We start from the raw sequence: 18,460 nt of genomic DNA, 5'->3' as shown, positions 1-18,460 counted from the left end.
CGAACGTCGTATCAACGTATCGGTACAAACCCCGGAGGGCAAACGGCGAGGGCGGGGCCGTCGCGGGCGCGCGTGCGCCGCGTCGACGACCCCGCCCTCGCAGGTGGGTCCGGTGGTGCTGGGTGGTTCAGGCGGCGTCGGGCAGCGCCGGGTAGTCGGTGTAGCCCTCGGGGCCCTCGCCGTAGAAGGTCGACGAGTCGGCCTCGGCCAGCTCGGCGCCGACCCGGTGCCGCTCGGGCAGGTCGGGGTTGCTGATGAACGCCCGTCCGAAGGCGACGGCGTCGGCGCGGCCCTCGGCGACGGCGGCCTCCGCCGTCTCGGGGGTGAAGCCCTGCGCCAGGACGAGCGGGCCACGCCAGGTGCGCCGGAGGGTCTCCGTCAGCGCGACCTGACGCTCGCCGTCCACGACGGGCTCGATGTAGTGCACGTAGGCCAGCCCACGACGGTCGAGCTCGGCGCCCAGGTAGGTCAGCACGCCCTGCACGTCGGTGTCGGTCGTGCCGGCGGTGCCGTTGCCCAGCGACAGCCGGATGCCCACGGTGGCCGGGTCGCCGGTCGCCTCGACGACCGCGTCCACGACCTCCAGCGTCAGCCGGGCCCGGTTCTCGACGTCGCCGCCGTAGGAGTCGGTCCGGTCGTTGACGCCGTCGGCGAGGAACTGCTCGAGCAGGTAGCCGTTGGCGGCGTGGACCTCGACGCCGTCGAAACCGGCGGCCAGGGCGCGGACGGTGGCGCGGCGGTAGTCCTCGACCACGCGGGGCAGCTCGTCGGAGGTCAGCCGGCGCGGGGTGGAGGTGGCCTCGTAGCCCTGGGCGGTGAACGACATGGCGCCCTCGGCCGCCCGGTCGGTCGACGACACGGGCGGCTGCCCGTCGTGGAACGAGCTGTGGCTGATCCGGCCGACGTGCCAGAGCTGGGCGACGATCCGGCCGTCGGCGGCGTGGACGGCGTCGGTGACGGTGCGCCAACCGGCGACCTGGTCGTCGTTCCACAGGCCCGGGGTCCACTTGTAGCCGACGGCCTCGGGGGTGATGGCGGCGGCCTCGGACACGATCAGGCCGGCGCCGGCGCGCTGGCGGTAGTACTCGGCGTTGAGGTCGCCGGGCACGCGCTGCTCACCCGTGCGGGTGCGGGTGAGCGGGGCCATGACGAACCGGTTGGGCAGGTCGAACGCACCGAGGCGGACCGGGCTGAGCAGGGACGTCGTCACTTCGTGGATCTCCTCGCGGTCTGGTCGCGGCACCGGTGGGTGCCACTGCCGGACAACGCGCCGGACCCGGAGGCTCATCCCGAGGAGGCGGGTGCCGTCCCGAACCGGGCGCGCAGGACGAACCACAGCACCGCTCCCACCAGCGGGAGGACCAGGACCACGATCACCCAGGTGAGCCTCGTCACGCCGTCGATCCCCGGCCGACGGAGGATGTCGACGAGCGCCGACACGAACAGGACGAACGGGATGACGACCAGGAACAGCAGGAGCAGCGTCGGCTGGTCCAGCAGGTTGCGTGTCATCGGTCCCCCCAGCGACCCGGACCGTGGCGGTCAGGGTGGGTCGACCCTATCCGTCCTGCTCGCGGCCTGACCCGGGGACCGCCCGACCACGACTCATGACATGACATTGCACAAGGTCTTACATCTGTCATGACTCCGAGGTAGCGTCCGGTCCGCCGGGTGTCGCCCGGCGCCGGACCACACCCGAGGAGCTATCCATGGACCACACCCCCCGCCCCGCGTCGCGTCGCGCCCCCCTGCGGGCCGCGGCCGCGATCGGGATGGCGAGCCTCGTCATCACCTCCCTCGGCGGTGTCGCGCAGGCCGCCACGGGCGACGAGCTCGCCCCGCTCCGACTGGCCGACACCGCCGAGGCGATCGACGGCCGCTACGTCGTCGTCCTCGACCAGGCCCCGGCGACCGCGACGAAGGCGTCCGCGGCCCGGGGCACCGTCGACCTGCGGCGGGGCTCGGCCCACGCCCGGGCGGGGAGCAGCCTGGCCAGGGCCGTCGCGCGCGCCGAGGCGGTCGGCGGGGACGTCACCTACACCTACGGCGCCGCCATCGCGGGCTACGCCGCCGAGCTGACCCCGTCAGAGCTGGCCGCCGTCCGCAAGGACCCGGCCGTGGCCTACGTGGAGGCCGACCAGACGGTCTCGGTGTCCGCGACGCAGAGCAACGCCACCTGGGGCCTGGACCGCATCGACCAGCGCAACCGACCGCTGAACCGCACCTACACCTACGGCCCGACCGGCGCCGGCGTGGACACCTACGTCATCGACACCGGGGTGCTGGCCACCCACCGGGAGTTCACCGGCCGGATGGGCGTCGGCGCGACCGCGATCAACGACGGTCGCGGCACCAGCGACTGCAACGGCCACGGCACGCACGTCGCCGGCACGGTCGCCGGCACCACCTACGGCGTGGCCAAGGGCGCGACCGTGATCCCGGTCCGCGTGCTCGGCTGCAACGGCTCGGGCAGCAACTCCGGCGTCATCGCCGGCATCGACTGGGTGACGGCCAACGCCAGCGGCCCGTCGGTGGCCAACATGAGCCTCGGCGGCGGCGCCTCGACCGCGACCGACGCCGCGGTCCAGCGGGCCGTGAGCGCCGGCGTGACCATGGTGGTCGCGGCCGGCAACGAGAACCAGAACGCCTGCAACGTCTCCCCCGCCCGCGCGGTCAACGCCATCACGGTGGCCAGCACCACCAGCACCGACGCCCGGTCGAGCTTCTCCAACTTCGGCAGCTGCGTCGACATCTTCGCGCCCGGCTCCAGCATCACCTCGGCCTGGTTCCAGTCGACCACCCAGACCCGGACCATCAGCGGCACCTCGATGGCCGCGCCCCACGTCGCCGGCGCCGCGGCGCTGTTCCTGCAGCGCAACCCGTCCGCGTCGCCCGCGGCGGTGACCAGCTCGCTGGTCGCCAACAGCACGCCCAACGTCGTGTCCGGCGCCAACGGCTCGCCGAACCGGCTGCTGTTCACCGGTTACATCAGCTGACCCGCCGGACGGACGGGGGGCGGAGCCCCGTTCGTCCCGTGGGAGGGGAGACGCAGGCCCGGTGGCTTCTCGCGCCGGGCCTGCGTCATGCCCCGGCCCCCGTCACGACGCACCTCACCGGGGTGTGAGCATGCGCTGCAGCGCCAGCACCGTGCGCCAGCTGCGCGCGGACACCACCCCCGTCACGAGCCGGCTGACGGCCTGGGGCAGCCGGGCGTTGCGCGTGCCGTCGGGGTGCCACAGGTGGATGTCACGGTCGACGACGGCGAACCGCTCGGGCAGGTAGGCCGCCGCGTCCAGCGCCGCGACCGCGTCCGGGTCCGGCGGTGCGGAGCAGAACGTCACCGAGTGGCGGGACGGGTCGGCTGCCACCCCGGGGAAGGTCCCGAGCGGGTCGGCGTCCACGGTGGCATCGACCTCGTCCCGCAACCGCGTGAGGCAGGGCGTGTCGACGCCGAACCGGTCCGCGACGAGCGCGCGGAACCGGTCCGCCACCTCCTGCGGCGCCTCGCCGCCCCGCTCCACGACGACGTTGCCGCTGGCCAGGTAGGTCTGCACGCCGGTGAAGCCGGCGGCGGTCATGGCCTCCCGCAGCGCCGGCATGGACACCTTGTTCCGGGCGCCGAGGTTGATGCCGCGGGGCAGCAGGGCGATCCGCGTCACCGCTGCGCCCCGGCGTCGTGGACCAGAAGGGCCACCTGCACCCGGTTGTCCAGGCCGAGCCGGGCCAGCAGGCGTGACACGTAGGCCTTGACGGTCGCCGGGCTCATGTACAGCGCCTCGGCGATCTGCGCGTTGGGCAGGCCCTGCGCCACGGCCACGGCGACCTCCCGCTCGCGGTCGGTCAGGCCCTCCAGAGCCTGCTTGGCCGCCCGCTGCCGCTCGTCGGCGGGCTGCTCCGCGTCCAGGGCCGAGACGTGGCGCAGCAGTCCGCGGGTCACCGTCGGGGACAGCACGGCCTCCCCGGCCGCGACCCGGCGCACCGCGTCGACGATGTCGGCCGGTGGCGTGTCCTTGAGCAGGAACCCGCCCGCCCCGGCCCGCACCGCGCGCACCACCTGCTCGTCCGCGTCGAACGTCGTGAGCACCACCACCTCGGGCGCCCCGGGCCGACGTCGCAGCGCGGCCGTGGCGGTGAGCCCGTCCACCCGCGGCATCCGGATGTCCATCAGCACCACGTCGGGGCGGTGGCGGGCCACCGCGTCGCTCACCTCGTCGCCGTCCCCGGCCTCCCCGACCAGCTCCACCCCGGCCGCGCCGCGGAGCACGAACGACAGGGCGCTGCGGACCAGCGGGTCGTCGTCGACGACGAGCACCCGGACCACGTCGGCCCCGCCCTGGGGACCGTCGACCGGCCCGGCCCCACCCGTGCTCACCCCCACGGCAGCCACACCCTCAGCATGAACGCGTCCCCCTCGACCCCGTGCTCCATCCGGCCGCCGGCCAGCATGGTCCGTTCGGCCAGACCCACCAGTCCTCGCCCGGCCCCGGGCACCTGCCCCGTCGGAACCGTCCCGGACCCCGGTGCGCCGTGCGCGGGCCGCAGCGCGTTGCTGACCTCGACGCTCACGCCCTCCCCGGGACGCCCGGCCACGCGGACCCGCACCACGCCGCCGCGACCGTGCTTGCGGGCGTTGGTCAGGCCCTCCTGCAGGACCCGGTAGGCCGTCCGGCTGGTCGTCAGCGGCAGGTCCGCGGTGCCGTCCTCGGGCAGGTCGACCTCGGACTGCACGGTCGCGCCGGTCCCGCGGGTCTCGGCCAGCAGCGCCTCCAGCGCGTCCAGCGACGGCTGGGGCCGCGACCCGGAGTCGGTGTCGGTGGCGTCGGGCAGGGCGGGGTCCGAGCGCAGGACGCCGATCACCTCGCGCAGGTCCTCCAGGGCCAGGTGGGCGTTGTGCCGGATGATCCCCGCGGCCACGGCCACCTCGTCGGGCTCCGCGTCGGGCCGGAACTCCAGGGCCCCGGCGTGCATGCTGACCAGGGAGATGCGGTGGGCGAGCACGTCGTGCATCTCCCGCGCGATCCGGGTGCGCTCGCCCAGCCGGGCGGCCTGGGCCGAGCGGGCCTGCTCCGCCTCGGCCCGCTCGGCGCGCTCGCGCAGCGAGGCCATCAGCTGGCGACGGGCCCGCACGAACATCCCGAGGGCGACGACCGCGGCGAGCATGGCCACGCCGGCGAAGACGAAGGTCAGGCCGACGAGCCAGCCCAGGCTGCCGTCGGTCCAGGCCAGCCAGTAGGCGAGGGACGCCACGACCTGGGCCGCGATCACGGGCACCGTCCACACCCAGCGGCGGTGCAGGGCCACGGTGAACACCAGCGCCATCACGGCGAACACCGACGACGTCGACACCACCGACACCGCCGTCGTCAGCAGGGTCAGCGTCACCGGGTACCGCCGCCGCCACCACAGCGACAGGCACGCCAGCGCCCCGAGCGCGACGTCCGCCGTCGCGGTCAACGGCGTGAAGGGCACGACCCCGGCGTCCTCGACGGGGGTGCTGGCGATCACGAGCATGAGCAGCCCGCCGAGCACGGCGAGGACGAAGACCAGGGAGTCGACCACCCAGTCGCGGCGGCTCCGGCGTCGGCGGACCTCACCCGTGGGTGAGGTCCACTGCCCGACGCCGGACGCGCGGGACCCGGTCCCGACCGGCGTGGCGTCGTCGGAGGTCCTGCCCACGACCTGCACCGTCCCCGCTCCCACCGGTCCAGGCTAGGACCGTGGGGCGACAGGCGGCACCGCCATAGGTCGATGGTCGCCGGTCTGGACGTCGACCTTCGGACCGTCGGCGCAGACCCACGGCCGCTGCCGGCGGGGGGTTCCGACGGCGAAGGTCGAGCCATGATCGAAGCGAGCAACCTGACCAAGCACTTCGGGTCGACGACCGTGGTGCACGACGTGTCCTTCTCCTGCCCGCCCGGCACGGTGACGGGGTTCCTGGGGCCCAACGGCGCGGGCAAGACCACCACGCTGCGCATGCTGACCGGTCTCAGCCCGATCGACTCCGGCACCGCGACGGTCGCGGGTGTCCCGTTCCGTCGCCTGCCCAACCCGGGACGCGTCGTCGGGGTGATGCTCGACGCGTCCGCGCAGCACAGCGGCCGGACCGGTCGAGAGACGCTGCGCCTGGGCGCACAGGTCCTGGGCGTGCCCGCGGGCCGCGCCGACGAGCTGCTCGAGCTGGTCGGGCTGGCCGGCCCCGCCTCCCGCAAGCGGGTGGGGAAGTACTCCCTGGGCATGCGGCAGCGGCTCGGCCTGGCCTACGCCCTGCTCGGCGACCCCGACGTCCTCGTCCTGGACGAGCCGGCCAACGGCCTCGACCCGCAGGGCATCCGCTGGATGCGAGGCCTGGTGCGGCAGTTCGCCGACGGCGGCGGCACGGTGCTGCTGTCCTCGCACCTGCTGGGCGAGGTGGCGGCCGTCGCCGACCGCCTCGTCGTCATCGGCGGCGGCCGCATCGTCGCCGCCGGCCCCACGGCCCAGCTGCTCGAGGGCCAGGACGACCTGGAGGAGTACTTCTTCCGGCTCACCGACCCGACCAGCCCGAACCCCAGCAGCCCCACCAGCCCCGAAGGAGCCCACCGATGAGCACCGCTCTCAACCCCGACCCCGCGGTCGACCTCGCCCCGCTGGAGATCAAGGGTCCGGGCCCCGGGACCCTCGTCGCCGTCGAGCTCCGCAAGTCGGTCGACACCCTGACCGGGCGCTGGATCCTCGGCGTCACCGTCGCCCTGGTCGTCGGTGCCCTGGCGCTGGCCCTCGGCTTCGTGGCCGAGGCGCAGTGGTCGCTGTCGACGTTCGCGGCCTACGCCGCGCTGCCGCTGTCGCTGCTGCTGCCCGTGCTCGGGGTGCTGCTGGTCAGCGGCGAGTTCTCCCAGCGCACCACGTTGACCACGTTCGCGCTGGTCCCCTCCCGGCACCGGTTCGTGCTGGCCAAGACCGCGGCGGCGCTCGTCCTGGCGGTCCTGGGCGCGCTGGTGGCCCTGCTGCTGTCGTTGGTCGCGACCGGCGTCGCCACGGCGATCGAGCCCGGCACCTCGTGGGCGGTCGACTGGCCCGTGCTCGCCCAGCTGCTCGTCGCGCAGCTGGTGTTCGTGCTCGTGGGCGTGGGGTTCGGTCTGCTCGCCCAGAACACGCCGCTGGGTGTGGTCGCCTACCTGCTGCTGCCGAGCCTGCTGTCGCCGGTGATCCTCCTCGTGCCGTCCCTGGCGGACATCGGTGTCTGGATCGACCTCGGCACCGCGTCGTTCCCGCTGCTGGCGCCGGAGGCCATGGACGCCGGGGAGTGGGCCCGCGTGGGCACAACGACCGCGCTGTGGGCGGGGGTCCCCTTCGTCCTGGGCTGGTTGCGGCTGCTGCGTCGCGAGATCGCCTGAGCCACCGCTGCCGGACCCCACCACCCGGGGAGGCCGGACGACGGGGCGGCGGAGCGCGGGGCGGCGGACCTAGCGGCGCAGCTCCGACGTGCAGCACTTGGGCCCGCCGCCGCCCTTGAGCAGCTCGCCCAGCTCGACCGGGACGGGTACGAAGCCCCGCTCGGACAGCTGGTCGGCGAGCCCGGTGGCCGCGGCCGGCATCACGACGTGGCGGCCGTCGCTCACCGAGTTCAGCCCCAGCACCAGGGCGTCGTCCTCGTTCGCCTCGACGGAGTCGGGGAACAGCCGCCGCAGCACCGACCGCGAACCGGGCGAGAACGCACCCGGGAACCACGCGACCGTGGTGTCGTCGAGCGGGAACAGCGCGGTGTCCAGGTGGTAGAACCGCGGGTCGACCAGCTCCAGCCCGATCACCGGGCGGCCCGTCCGCTCCTGGATCTCCGCGTGCGCGCCGCGCTGGGTGCGGAAACCCGTCCCGGCCAGCACCAGGTCGCCGACGACGGTCAGGTCGCCCTCGCCCTCGTGGACGTCCTGGGTGGGGTGCACCTCGCCGAAGCCGTTGGCCTGGAGCCAGGTCGCGTGGGCCGGGGCCTCACCGGCCCGCTCGGGGTGGGCGAACCGGGCGCCCACGGCGACGCCGTCCACGACGAAGGCCCCGTTGGCGGCGAACACCATGTCGGGCAGCCCGGGGACGGGGTCGAGCTCGTGGACGGTGTGGCCCAGGTCGCGGTAGGCGTCCCGCAGGCCCTCCCACTGCCGGACGGCCAGGTCGGTGTCGACGTCCACGCCCGGGGTCATCCAGGCGTTGATGGCGTACTCGACCGCGAAGTGGACGGGCCGGCACATGAGGAAGGTCCGGCGGACCGCGACGCGGTCACCGGGCAGGGGCTCGGGGGCGAGACGCTCCCCGGGAAGCACAGCGGTCACGGCATGACGGTACGGGCGCCGAGGCGCACCGGTCAGGGGGTGAACGTGCGTGGTGGCGCTCGATCGTTGCGCCTTATCGGACACGAGGGGTGCATCATTGCGTGATGCGCCTCGACGACATCGACGAGCGGATCCTGGCCCTGCTCCGCGACGACGGTCGGGCGTCGTTCGCCGCCGTCGGAGGGCGCGTCGGGCTGTCGGCCTCCGCGGTCAAGCGACGGGTCGACCGGATGCTCGACGCCGGGGTGATCACGGGGTTCTCGGCCGTCGTGGACCCCGAGGCGCTGGGCTGGACCACCGAGGCCTACGTCGAGCTGTGGTGCGCACCCAGCACGACACCGGCGGCCGTGATGGCGGTGGCCGCACGGCACCCGCAGGTGGTGTCCGCGGCCACGATCTCGGGCGAGGCCGACGCGCTCGTGCACGTCCGGGCGACCAGCGTCCACGACTTCGAGCGGGTGCTGGAGCGGATCGGAGCGGACCCCGCGGTGGTCCGCACCAAGTCCGCCATCGTCCTCAGCCGCGGCGTGCTGCGGACTTGAGACCGGTCTTGAGCGCACCCTGCTCAACCTGGCGGGAACAGACCCCCCGACCTGCGTGTTGAGACCGGCATGACAACCCCGACCGACCTCTACGACGTCGTCACCAGGGGCAGGATGTTCCTGGCCGCCGGTGACCCGACGACGGCGGCCGGCATGCTCGGCCACGCCGCAGCCCTCGCGCCCACCGACCGGGCCGTCCACACGGACCTGGCCCGCGCCTGCTTCGACTCCGCCCAGCTGACCAAGGCCGAGGCGGCGTTCAGCACCCTCGTCGAGCTCGACCCCACCGACGTCTGGGCCCGCCGTGGCCTGGCGCGGACCCTGCGCCGGCAGTCCCGTCGCGACGAGGCCGCGGCCCAGGACCGCATCGCCGACGCGATGGACGCCTGAGGCGGACGACCCCGACCCGGGCCGACCCACCCGGGCCGACCCACCCGTACCGACCAGCGACACGACACGCACCCTCGACGGTCACCACCGCAGGTGCGGGCCTCGGCCGTCGCTGGTCGGTACGCCCTCGTCGACAGCTCAGGGCAGCGGACGGCCCAGGACCAGCGCCTCGTCCGTCCGCTCGACCAGGTGGAAGCCCAGCCGCGCGTAGAAGGCGATCGCCCGGTCGTTGCCCGCGCTCACCCCCACGTGCACCCCGCCCGCGCCCGCGCCGGCTGCGGCGACGAAGAACCGCTCCAGCAGCCGTCGGCCCCAGCCCTCGCCCTGCACGGATGGCAGCAGGTCGACGTGCAGGTGGGCGGGGTAGCGGTCGGTGATCGACCGGGGGGTGCTCACGCCCTGCTGCACGAGGCGGGAGAGCCGCTCGTCGGCCGACCCGGGCGCCTGCTGCTCCACCGGGTACCGGCGTCGGGCCTCCGGCCACCACGCCCGGTCGCACCACTGCTCGAACGCGACGGTGTCGCTGGTGCCCAGGACGTAGCCCGCCACCCGACCCGCGCGGGTGCCGTCGTCGAGCACCAGGCACAGGTCCGGCTCGAACCGCACGTACGGGATCGCGTACACCGCGCCGGGCAGTGCCGGTTCGGCGTGGTCGCCGCTCGCGTCGTCGCCGTCGGCCGCCGTACGCAGGCAGACCTCCGCCAGGCCGGCGTCGTCGGAGCGGCGGTAGGGGCGGATGGAGCCGCCGCGACCGCGGCGTCGGCGCGCGGGGACCGGCTCGCTCATGCGGCCCGGTCCAGCAGCCCCGCGAGGACCAGGTCGACGTGCTCGTCCGGGGGCGGCCACGGGTAGGCCCCGGCGACGACGCCCGTCGCGGTCACGCCCGCCCCGCGCGCCACCCCGCGCGGGGTCACCGCGCCCGGGTCGGACTCCAGCAGGCGGGTGGCGGCGCCCACCAGCTGCAGGCGCAGTCGTCGACCCTCGCCCCAGGGGGTGCGCACCCGTGCCGCCACGCTGCCTCCCGTCCGTCGCCGAGCCCTCCGGAACCGTACACACCGGACCGACCGCCCGACGGATGTGCGGCCGACCGGCACGACGCGGTCCGGTGGTGGTCCCCGGCCCCTCAGGCGGCCGTGGTGCCCGCCGGGTCGTGCTCCCGGTCCTCGCCGGCGCGCCTCTCCTCGCGGTCGATGACGGTCCGGGCGACGATCTGCTGCTTGGTCACCGCGCGCTGGGTGCGGCCACGGCCGACGAAGCTGATGGCCCAGTGCAGCAGCGTCGTCACGCGGTTCTTGAACCCGATCAGGTACAGCAGGTGGACGAACAGCCACGCCACCCAGGCGACGAACCCGGTGAGGCGGATCCGGCCGATCTCGGTGACGGCGGCGAAGCGGCTGATGGTCGCCATCGAGCCCTTGTCCTTGTAGCGGAACGCGCCGGGCTCATCGGTGCCGTTCACCCTCGCCATGATCGTCCGGGCGGCGTGCTGGCCGGACTGGATGGCCACCTGGGCCACGCCGGGCAGGCGGTCCAGGCTCATCAGGTCCCCGACGACGAAGATCTCGGGGTGGCCGGGCACGGTGGTGTCGGGCTCGACCAGCACGCGGCCGGCGCGGTCGGTCTGGGCCCCGGCGCGCTCGGCCACCAGGCGACCCAGCGGGTTGCCCTCGACACCGGCGGCCCACATGGTCGTCTCGGCGGCGATGCGACGCTCGGAGCCGTCCTTGGTGACCACGGTCAGCCCGCTGGCGTTCACGTCGGTGACGCGGGTGCTGAGGCGGACGTCCACGCCCATCCGGCGCAGCCGGTCCTGGGTGTCGCTCGACAGCTTCTCGTGGAACGACGGCAGCACCCGGTCCGCGGCGTCGAGCAGCACGATGCGGCTGGTCGACGGGGCGATGCTCCGGAACTCCCCGCGCAGGGTGCGGTGGGCGAGCTCGGCGATCTGCCCGGCCATCTCGACCCCGGTGGGGCCGGCGCCGACGACCACGAAGGTGAGGGCCCGGGCCTGCTCCTCGGGGGTGGTGGCGAGCTCGGCGCGCTCGAACGCGGTGAAGATGCGGCCGCGCAGCTCGAGCGCGTCGTCGACGGTCTTCATGCCGGGCGCGAACTCGGCGAAGTGGCCGTTGCCGAAGTAGGACTGCCCGGCGCCGGCGGCGATCACCAGGCTGTCGTAGGGCAGCGTCGTGGTGGTGCCCTCGCCCGCGAAGGTCAGCGACCGGGCGTCCACGTCGACGTCGAGGACGTCGCCCAGCAGGACGCGGACGTTGCCCTGGTCGCGCAGGATCTCGCGCGTGGCCGGGGCGATCTCGCCCTCGGACAGGATCCCCGTCGCCACCTGGTAGAGCAGCGGCTGGAAGAGGTGGTGGACGGTCCGCGAGACCAGCGTGACGTCGACGTCGGCCTTCTTGAGCTTCTTGGCGGCGAAGAGCCCGCCGAAACCGGACCCGACGATGACGACGCGGTGACGCGGGGTGGCGGTCGTGCTGGTGGTGGAGCCCATGCGTGAGTCCTTCCGAGCCGGGTGGAGCCCCGGCCGCAGTGGTGGCGGTCGGAGCAACGTTGCTCGGGAGTGCTTGTGAAGCCGTGCACAAGGTATAACGCCGACCCCCGGGTCCGCCTTCCCGGATCCGGGTGCTGGACCGCCACCGGCGGCCCGGCCGCGCTCAGCCGCGCAGCGAGGGCAGGCGCGCGGCCACCGCGTCGAGCACCGACTCGTGGCCCGCGTACACGCCCCGGGCGCGGGGCCAGTGCGTGACGACGTCGGTGAAACCCAGCCCGGCGGCCCGGTCGACCGTGCGGAGGAAGTGGTCCAACGAGCTCAGCGCGTAGTCGCCGGCGTCGACGCTGAGGTAGCGGTGGACGTCACCGGGCGCACGGCCCGCGGCCTCCAGCGTCTCCGCGAACCGGACCGAGGCCTCAGCCACCCCGTCCCACCACCGCTCGACCGGCTCGCCCCCGGCCGGCCCGGTGGTGGCCCAGCCCTGGCCGAACCGGGCGGCCAGGGCCATGCCCCGTGGTCCGTTGGCGGCGACCACGAACGGCAGGCGGGGCCGGCTGGGGCCCCCGGGCAGCATCCGGGCGTCGTCGGCGGCGTAGTGCTCGCCGCGCCAGGTGGTCGACGTCTCGCGCAGCAGGTGGTCCAGCAGCTCCACGAACTCCGCGAACCGGGCCGTCCGGGCCCGCAGCGGCAGCGGTGCGTCGCCCAGCACGGTGGCGTCCGCCCCGGCGCCCCCGGACCCGACCCCGAGCACGAACCGGCCGCCGCTGATGTCGTCCAGGCTCATCAGCTCCTTGGCGAACGGCACGGGATGGCGGAAGTTGGGGCTGGCCACCCAGGTGCCGAGCCCGATGCGGGAGGTGACGGTGGCCGCGGCCACCAGGGTGGGCACGGTCGCGTACCAGGGCTCGTCGCGCAGGGTCCGCCACGACAGGTGGTCGTAGGTCCAGGCGTGGTCGAAGCCCAGCTCCTCGGCGCGACGCCACATCCCGGCGGCGTCGACCCAGCGCTGCTGCGGGAGGATGACCACGCCGACACGCACCCGTGGAGCCTAGGTGAGCCCTACGCTGCGACGGACGGGGCGGTCCCGGGTCAGGTCACCGCCCGGGTGCAGCGCGACGACGCAGGAGGCGGCCGTGCCACGTTCGAGCAGGGCCGCGGTGGGTGGGGTCGTGGTCCTCGTCCTGCTGCTGGTCGCGGCCGTGTCGGGGCTCGTGGCCGCGGTGGCCGCCGCGCAGGTGAGGGGCGGGGGCCCGTCCGCCTCCGAGGCCCAGCCCGCGGAGGAGTGGTTCACCGACCCCGTGACGGTCGAGGCCGAGGTGCTCGACGTGGACGGGGACCGGGCCGGCGGCTGGGCGTCGGTCGACGTCGCCTTCGACACCGAGGTCGGGCGGAAGGTGTCGGTCGTGGACCTGGGCGAGCAGGACGGGAGCAGCCCGCCGCTGCCCGAGGTGGGTGACACCGTGACCGTCGTCCACGAGCGCAGCGACCCGTCGTACGTGCTGCGGGCCGACGACCCGGTGCTGACCGGCGAGGTGGTCGACGACGTCCCGGGCGTGACGGCGGAGGAGGCCCGCGCGACCGGGCAGGCCCTGGTGGGCCGGACCCGCGCCCTGGCGCTCGGCAGCCTGGCGCTGGCGGTGGTGGTCGCCGTCGTCACGGTCGTCGCGGTGCGTCGCGCGCCGCCCGCGCGAGGCTGGGCGGAGCCGCCTCCGCCCGGGACCGCCGAGGCCCGGACCCCGGCCGACACCCCCGGCCGCTGAGGCCACCGGGCTACGGCAGCCGCGCGTGGGCCTCGGTGGCCGCGGCCTCCACCCCGGCCGAGAGCGGGGTGAAGGGCTCGACCAGCACCCCCGCCGCGGGGCCGCGGTGGCCGGACCCGGCGCGCCGCCAGGTGCCCACCACCCGACCGGCGTCCACCACGGTGGGCCGGAACACCCCGTTGCGGCCGGGCACGACGCGCTCGGCGTGCTCCGGGGCCAGGACGGCGCTGCGGTCGGCGTAGCCCAGCAGGTACTCGTCGAAGCCGGGCAGCAGCAGGACCTGCTCCGCCTCGTCGCGGCAGCCCGCCAGCCGGTCCGGCACGGCCGGGTCGAGCCAGTGCTGCACGCCGTCCACCTCGACCGGGGTCAACGAGGCGGCGGCCGCCGCCAGCCCGGTGCGGGCCTGCCCGGCGGTGATCCCGGCCCACCGGGCCAGGTCGGCCGCCGTCGCCGGCCCGTGGCCGAGGAAGTAGCGCCGGGCCAGCTCGGCCAGCGCCTCGTCGCCGTCCACGGCCAGGCCCGGGCCGACCCAGTCGGCCACTCGCACGAACGACTGCTCGCACCGCGGCTGCGACCCCGGCCCGGACCGTGACGTCGGCCCCAGGCACAGCAGGCCGGTCAGGGCCAGGTGCACGACGAGGTGGTAGCCGCGCTGCCCGCTGGTGGTGATCCCCGCGTCCTCCCACGCCCCCATCAGCTCGGCCCGCGTCACCCCGGGTCCGGCGCGGTCGGCCGTGTCGGCCGTGTCGGCCGGGCGGCGTCCGGGTGAGGCGTGGTGAGCGGTCGCCAGCAGCGCGTCGGCCAGCGCGGTCGCCCGTCCCAGGGTCGCGGTGTCGATCCCCAGCTCCGCCTGCCGGGCGGCGAACCGGCTCAGGCTCCGGACGGCGGTGGTGCGCAGCAGCCAGCCCAGGTCGTCGGCCGCGACCAGGTGCAGCGTGCCGCGCATCGGCCAGGTCCGGACCACGCTCCCGCCGTCGAGCGCCGCGACGACGTCGTCCCGTGCCCTGGACGACGTCCTCAGCGCCACCGACGTCAGCGCGCCCGGCAGGTCCTGCGCCTGCACCGCCGTCAGCCGGCGGACCACGTCCAGCGCCCCGGTCCCCGGCACCACGCCGACCAGCCCCTGCGCGACCAGCCGCAGCAGACCCACCTCGCGGGGCGTCACCGTCGTCACCATGCAGCCCACTGTGTCGAGCCGGTCGGACAGTCGACCCGCCGCGGCAGGGCCGTCCGCGCAGGAGCTGCCCCGTCCGCGACCATGGGGTGGTGCCCGACCTGCCTGATGCACCCGTCCCCGTCGTGCTGGACTGCGACCCCGGCCACGACGACGCCCTCGCCCTGCTGGTCGCCCACGCCGACCCCCGCCTGGACCTGCTGGCCGTGACGGTGGTCCACGGCAACCAGACCGTCGACAAGTGCCTGCGCAACACCCTCGCGCTGTGCACGTTGGCGGGCATCACCGACGTGCCCGTCGCCCGCGGCGCGGACCGTCCGCTGGTCCGCGCCCTGCGCGTCGCCCCCGACATCCACGGCGAGACCGGCCTGGACGGTCCGCTGCTGCCGGAGCCCACGGTGACCGCCGACGCCCGCGACGCCGTCACCCTGCTGCACGACGTGCTGATCGCGGCCCCCGCGCCGGTCACCGTGCTGGCCACGGGGGCGCTGACCAACATCGCCCTGCTGCTGCGCGCCCACCCCGACCTGCGCGCACGGGTCCACGAGGTCGTCTGGATGGGCGGGTCGACCAGGGGCGGCAACATCACCCCGTTCGCGGAGGCCAACGCCGCCAACGACCCCGAGGCCGTCGAGGAGGTGCTGGCCTCGGGGGTGCCGTTCACCATGGTCGGCCTGGACGTCACCCACCAGGCGCTCGTCACGCCGGACGTGCTGGAACGGCTCCGGCGGCTCGACACCCCGGTCGCGCAGGCCTGCGTCGAGCTGATGACGTTCTTCGCGAGCACCTACGACCGGCAGTTCGGCATGCCGGACCCGCCGCTGCACGACCCCGTCGCCGTGGCCCGGGTCCTCGACCCCTCGCTGGTCCACGTGGTGCGGACCAACCTGGTCGTGGAGACGGAGGGCCGCTGGACCGCCGGGGCGACCGTGGCGGACCTGAGCGGCTACTCCGGGCGGACGCCGAACGCCGACGTCGCCGTGGGGCTCGACCGGGACCGCTTCTTCGAGCTGCTCGTCGCGGCGGTCGCGACCTACCGCTGAGCCCGGCGGCCGGGGAACGACGGGCGCCTCAGCGGTCCAGCTGCTCCTGGGCGGCGGCCAGCACCCGCACCACCTCGGCCCCGAAGCGCGCGTCGCACGGGTGCCCCGGCGCACCGCCCGCGGCGGCGACCAGCGAACGGACCGCCTCCGACAGCGCGTCCACCGCCTCGACGTCACCGTGGTCGGCGGGTACCGACGCCCAGCCGTGCTCGCCGTACACGTCGAAGCGCAACGTCGAGGCCGCCGCCGGCACGGTGTGGCTGAGCGTGGCCACGCTGGATGCGTGCTCACCGTGGCGCAGGACCAGGTGCACGGTGTCGGCGGGACCGCGGGCCGCCGTCACGCCGGTCACCGGCCCCAGCACGGGCACCAGCAGCGACAGGGCGTGCGGTCCGACGTCCCACAGCGCCCCGTGCTCGTGGCGCCAGGGCGAGGCGTCGAACGGGCTGCCCGCGATCCGACCGACGAGGTGCGTGCTCGCCCCGCTCCACCCGCCCTGCGCGACCAGGCCGTCCAGCCACGACCGCAGCGGTGCCTTGTGCCGCAGCGTGAAGAACACCGTCGTGCTGACCCCGGCCTCGACGGCGGCCGCCGTCACCGCGTCGGCCTCCTGGACCGTCAGCGCCGTCGGCTTCTCCAGCAGCAGGTGGCACCCGGCGCGGGCGGCCTGCACCGCCAGCGGGGCCTGGACCGACGGCGGGACGGCGAACGTGACGGCGTCGACGTCGGCGAACAGCGACGCGGGGTCCTCGTGGGCCCGCAGGTCGAACCGCCGGGCCAGGGCGGACGCCTTGTCGGGGTCGCGGCCCCACACCCCGACCAGCTCGACGCCCTCGACGGCGGCGACGCCCGCGGCGTGCACCTCTGCCGCCCAGAACCCGGTCCCGACCAGCCCCACCCGCACGACGTCCTCCTCCGGCGACGACCACGGTCGGGTCGACGCCGCGGGCCAGGGTGCCACGCGGGACGGGGCGGGCCGGTGCTCGTGGCGCGACGCCCGGTCAGCGACGGCGGATGCCCGTGAGGACGGCGCCGACGACCAGGAGCAGGCCCAGGGCCACCATCCCGAGGGGCAGCGCGTAGGACAGGTCGACAACCAGGTCGGTGACCTCGCGGGCCAGCAGCACGCCGGCCACGGCCAGGACGACCAGGCCCCACGCCAGGGTGCCGACGGCCGGGCCGGTCAGCTCCACCTGGTCGTGGCGGGCGTCCCACGCCGTGGCGGGCGGCTCCGTCGGGCCCGGGCTGCCGGGCTCCTCGGGTGCGGGTGCGGGTGCGGTGCTGCTCATGCTGTCCTCCGTCCGGGCCACGAAGACGCGACCGTGGGGCTCGTTCCCGACATGGGGTGCGACGGGCTGGGCGATCGGTGGGGTGCGGCGGCCCTCGGGGCCCTCAGGGGCGCTCATGGCTGCGGCACCGTGACGAGCTCGACGTCCCCGACGAGCACGCGGGCGTCCACGACGACCTGGGGGTCCTGCTCCTCGCCCGTGGTCCACGCGAGCATCAGCCCGTCCCGGCCGCCTGGGTACTCCCTGTCGTCCGGGCTCATCCGCGCGGTGCGGACCGCCGTCGCGGCCTCGACGACCACGTCCATGTCCTCCGGCACGAGCACCTGCAGCGACCCGACGCCCACGCGGACGGGGACCTCGACCTCGGCCCCGCGGGGCAGGTCGGACAACCCCCTCAGGTCGAGCACCGCCTCGCCGGCCCCGAGCGAGCCGCCGCGTTCTGCGGCCCTCTCGGTGACCGGGGCCCAGGTGACGTCGCCGGCCACCTGGGCGGTCCGCCAGCTGGGCACCAGCAGGACGGCGGCGGTCAGCACGAGCGCGCCGAACGCGGCCCCGCCGACGGACCCGTCGCGGCGACCGGCCAGACCGAGACCGACCAGGCCCAGCCCGAGCACGGTGAGTACGGCGCAGGCGGCCAGCAGCCACGGTCGACCGAGCAGCAGGCCCTGGTCCGCGGCCAGCCAGACGGCACCGCCGGCCAGCAGCGCCGCGCCGGTGACGGCCGACGCGACGGCGGGGCCGGGGCCTCGGCGCCGGGGGCGGACGACGGGCGTGGGCCGCGGTGACGGCACCGGTGCCGCGACGTAGGGGTGGCCGGGACCGTCTGCGGGTGCGGTCGAGCCGCCACCCGTCGGGGCCTCGGTGCCGGGCGGGCCCGTCGGGCCCGACAGCCCGGCGGTACCGCGCTCCACGGCCTCGCGCATCCGGGGCAGGTAGGCCAGCGCCACCACCAGCAGCGTGCCGACCAGCAGCGCCCAGACCAGCTCGCCGCCGTCCACCAGGGCCCCACCGCGCCACAGGTCCCACGGACCCGGCACGACCATGGCCAGCAGCAGCAGCGCCACGGCCCCCACGGTCGTCCCGGTCAGGTCGCCGTAGCTGGCCCGCTCGAGCTCGATGCTGCCGTCGTGGTCCGGCAGCAGGACGAGCGCGACGGCGTACACGGCCACGCCCGCCCCGCCGAGCAGGGTGAGGGCGACGACCCCGACCCTGACCAGCACGGGGTCGACCCCCAGGCGGTGGGCGGTGCCGGAGCACACCCCCCCGACCCAGCGGTCGTCCGCCGGACGGCGGACGCCGGAACGTCGCAGGGCGTCCCAGAAGGGCTGCAGGCCGCGGGGCGGCCCGGCCGGCGGGGGAGTCCCGGTCGTCGGAGGAGTCTGGTCGGTCGGCGTGCTCGTGCTGTCGGTCGGTTCCATGGCTCGATCGTGGCTCGCGGTGACGCCCGCGGGTATGGGGG

At 75.4% G+C, this 18,460-nt stretch carries 21 protein-coding genes; 7 read left to right on the top strand and 14 right to left on the bottom strand.

Annotation, left to right across the window (positions count from 1 at the left end):
- Window positions 1–127: 127 nt before the first annotated feature.
- Both ACR80Q_RS00170 and ACR80Q_RS00165 read right to left on the bottom strand, forming a co-directional pair.
- Complete coding sequence (locus ACR80Q_RS00170; protein ID WP_435375513.1) at window positions 128–1,210, bottom strand: alkene reductase; 1,083 nt, start codon at window positions 1,208–1,210, stop codon at window positions 128–130.
- A 74-nt stretch (window positions 1,211–1,284) separates the two neighbouring features.
- On the bottom strand, window positions 1,285–1,512 hold the full coding sequence (locus ACR80Q_RS00165; RefSeq protein WP_435375512.1) for a PLDc N-terminal domain-containing protein: 228 nt from the start codon (window positions 1,510–1,512) through the stop codon (window positions 1,285–1,287).
- A gap of 197 nt (window positions 1,513–1,709) precedes the next feature.
- Here ACR80Q_RS00165 and ACR80Q_RS00160 point away from each other — a divergent pair, with 197 nt between their 5' ends.
- Window positions 1,710–2,996 (top strand): S8 family peptidase, encoded by a 1,287-nt coding sequence (locus ACR80Q_RS00160; protein WP_435375511.1) that lies wholly within the window; start codon window positions 1,710–1,712, stop codon window positions 2,994–2,996.
- 114 nt (window positions 2,997–3,110) lie between these two features.
- On the opposite strand, the gene ACR80Q_RS00155 is transcribed toward ACR80Q_RS00160, so the two are convergent.
- Genes ACR80Q_RS00155 through ACR80Q_RS00145 form a run of 3 tightly spaced genes read right to left on the bottom strand, consistent with a single transcriptional unit; the run spans window position 3,111 to window position 5,700 of the window.
- Window positions 3,111–3,659 carry a DUF1697 domain-containing protein gene (locus ACR80Q_RS00155; RefSeq protein ID WP_435375510.1) on the bottom strand — a complete coding sequence of 183 codons (549 nt, stop codon included), beginning with the start codon at window positions 3,657–3,659 and terminating at the stop codon, window positions 3,111–3,113.
- On the bottom strand, window positions 3,656–4,387 hold the full coding sequence (locus ACR80Q_RS00150; RefSeq protein ID WP_435375509.1) for a response regulator: 732 nt from the start codon (window positions 4,385–4,387) through the stop codon (window positions 3,656–3,658). Before ACR80Q_RS00150 ends, ACR80Q_RS00155 begins: the two co-directional genes overlap by 4 nt.
- The gene (locus ACR80Q_RS00145) at window positions 4,369–5,700 is read right to left on the bottom strand and encodes a sensor histidine kinase (RefSeq protein WP_435375508.1); all 1,332 of its coding nucleotides are present in this window, start codon (window positions 5,698–5,700) and stop codon (window positions 4,369–4,371) included. Before ACR80Q_RS00145 ends, ACR80Q_RS00150 begins: the two co-directional genes overlap by 19 nt.
- Before the next feature lie 138 nt (window positions 5,701–5,838).
- Here ACR80Q_RS00145 and ACR80Q_RS00140 point away from each other — a divergent pair, with 138 nt between their 5' ends.
- Window positions 5,839–6,585: an ABC transporter ATP-binding protein gene (locus ACR80Q_RS00140; RefSeq protein WP_435375507.1), complete on the top strand. Its 747-nt coding sequence runs from the start codon at window positions 5,839–5,841 to the stop codon at window positions 6,583–6,585.
- Window positions 6,582–7,373: a hypothetical protein gene (locus ACR80Q_RS00135; RefSeq protein WP_435375506.1), complete on the top strand. Its 792-nt coding sequence runs from the start codon at window positions 6,582–6,584 to the stop codon at window positions 7,371–7,373. Before ACR80Q_RS00140 ends, ACR80Q_RS00135 begins: the two co-directional genes overlap by 4 nt.
- 69 nt (window positions 7,374–7,442) lie before the next feature.
- Here the strand turns inward: ACR80Q_RS00135 and ddaH are convergent, their stop codons facing one another.
- Window positions 7,443–8,300: a dimethylargininase gene (ddaH, locus tag ACR80Q_RS00130; RefSeq protein ID WP_435375505.1), complete on the bottom strand. Its 858-nt coding sequence runs from the start codon at window positions 8,298–8,300 to the stop codon at window positions 7,443–7,445.
- Window positions 8,301–8,404: 104 nt separating this feature from the next.
- Between ddaH and ACR80Q_RS00125 the strand changes: the two genes are divergently transcribed.
- Both ACR80Q_RS00125 and ACR80Q_RS00120 read left to right on the top strand, forming a co-directional pair.
- Window positions 8,405–8,842 (top strand): Lrp/AsnC family transcriptional regulator, encoded by a 438-nt coding sequence (locus ACR80Q_RS00125; RefSeq protein ID WP_435375504.1) that lies wholly within the window; start codon window positions 8,405–8,407, stop codon window positions 8,840–8,842.
- 69 nt (window positions 8,843–8,911) lie between these two features.
- Window positions 8,912–9,232: a tetratricopeptide repeat protein gene (locus ACR80Q_RS00120; RefSeq protein ID WP_435375503.1), complete on the top strand. Its 321-nt coding sequence runs from the start codon at window positions 8,912–8,914 to the stop codon at window positions 9,230–9,232.
- 138 nt (window positions 9,233–9,370) lie between these two features.
- Here ACR80Q_RS00120 and ACR80Q_RS00115 read toward each other — a convergent pair whose 3' ends face one another.
- The 4 genes from ACR80Q_RS00115 to ACR80Q_RS00100 all read right to left on the bottom strand — a co-directional run bounded on the left by ACR80Q_RS00115 (window position 9,371) and on the right by ACR80Q_RS00100 (window position 12,774).
- Window positions 9,371–10,018, bottom strand: a complete 648-nt coding sequence (locus ACR80Q_RS00115) for a GNAT family N-acetyltransferase (RefSeq protein WP_435375502.1) — start codon at window positions 10,016–10,018, stop codon at window positions 9,371–9,373.
- Window positions 10,015–10,245: a hypothetical protein gene (locus ACR80Q_RS00110; protein WP_435375501.1), complete on the bottom strand. Its 231-nt coding sequence runs from the start codon at window positions 10,243–10,245 to the stop codon at window positions 10,015–10,017. The genes ACR80Q_RS00115 and ACR80Q_RS00110 overlap by 4 nt, the downstream gene beginning before the upstream one ends.
- A gap of 110 nt (window positions 10,246–10,355) precedes the next feature.
- Window positions 10,356–11,735 carry an NAD(P)/FAD-dependent oxidoreductase gene (locus ACR80Q_RS00105; RefSeq protein WP_435375500.1) on the bottom strand — a complete coding sequence of 460 codons (1,380 nt, stop codon included), beginning with the start codon at window positions 11,733–11,735 and terminating at the stop codon, window positions 10,356–10,358.
- A 163-nt stretch (window positions 11,736–11,898) separates the two neighbouring features.
- A complete protein-coding gene (locus tag ACR80Q_RS00100; protein ID WP_435375499.1) occupies window positions 11,899–12,774 on the bottom strand; it encodes an LLM class flavin-dependent oxidoreductase in 876 nt (291 codons plus the stop codon).
- Between the two features lie 94 nt (window positions 12,775–12,868).
- On the opposite strand from ACR80Q_RS00100, the gene ACR80Q_RS00095 reads away from it, so the two are divergent.
- Window positions 12,869–13,495 (top strand): hypothetical protein, encoded by a 627-nt coding sequence (locus ACR80Q_RS00095; RefSeq protein ID WP_435375498.1) that lies wholly within the window; start codon window positions 12,869–12,871, stop codon window positions 13,493–13,495.
- Window positions 13,496–13,505: 10 nt separating this feature from the next.
- Here the strand turns inward: ACR80Q_RS00095 and ACR80Q_RS00090 are convergent, their stop codons facing one another.
- Complete coding sequence (locus tag ACR80Q_RS00090; protein WP_435375497.1) at window positions 13,506–14,672, bottom strand: winged helix DNA-binding domain-containing protein; 1,167 nt, start codon at window positions 14,670–14,672, stop codon at window positions 13,506–13,508.
- Window positions 14,673–14,761: 89 nt separating this feature from the next.
- Here ACR80Q_RS00090 and ACR80Q_RS00085 point away from each other — a divergent pair, with 89 nt between their 5' ends.
- On the top strand, window positions 14,762–15,712 hold the full coding sequence (locus ACR80Q_RS00085) for a nucleoside hydrolase (RefSeq protein ID WP_435375496.1): 951 nt from the start codon (window positions 14,762–14,764) through the stop codon (window positions 15,710–15,712).
- A gap of 28 nt (window positions 15,713–15,740) precedes the next feature.
- Here the strand turns inward: ACR80Q_RS00085 and ACR80Q_RS00080 are convergent, their stop codons facing one another.
- The 3 genes from ACR80Q_RS00080 to ACR80Q_RS00070 all read right to left on the bottom strand — a co-directional run bounded on the left by ACR80Q_RS00080 (window position 15,741) and on the right by ACR80Q_RS00070 (window position 18,419).
- Entirely contained in the window at window positions 15,741–16,616 is an 876-nt protein-coding gene (locus tag ACR80Q_RS00080) for a Gfo/Idh/MocA family protein (RefSeq protein WP_435375495.1), read from the bottom strand.
- A 97-nt stretch (window positions 16,617–16,713) separates the two neighbouring features.
- The gene (locus tag ACR80Q_RS00075; protein ID WP_435375494.1) at window positions 16,714–17,118 is read right to left on the bottom strand and encodes a hypothetical protein; all 405 of its coding nucleotides are present in this window, start codon (window positions 17,116–17,118) and stop codon (window positions 16,714–16,716) included.
- Complete coding sequence (locus tag ACR80Q_RS00070; RefSeq protein WP_435375493.1) at window positions 17,115–18,419, bottom strand: PspC domain-containing protein; 1,305 nt, start codon at window positions 18,417–18,419, stop codon at window positions 17,115–17,117. The genes ACR80Q_RS00075 and ACR80Q_RS00070 overlap by 4 nt, the downstream gene beginning before the upstream one ends.
- Between the last annotated feature and the right edge of the window lie 41 nt (window positions 18,420–18,460).

The organism is Aquipuribacter aurantiacus, from assembly GCF_051216895.1.
Lineage (GTDB): Bacteria > Actinomycetota > Actinomycetes > Actinomycetales > JBBAYJ01 > Aquipuribacter.
The sequence above is the reverse complement of the archived record's forward strand: the minus strand, read 5'-3'. Positions and strand labels throughout refer to the sequence as shown.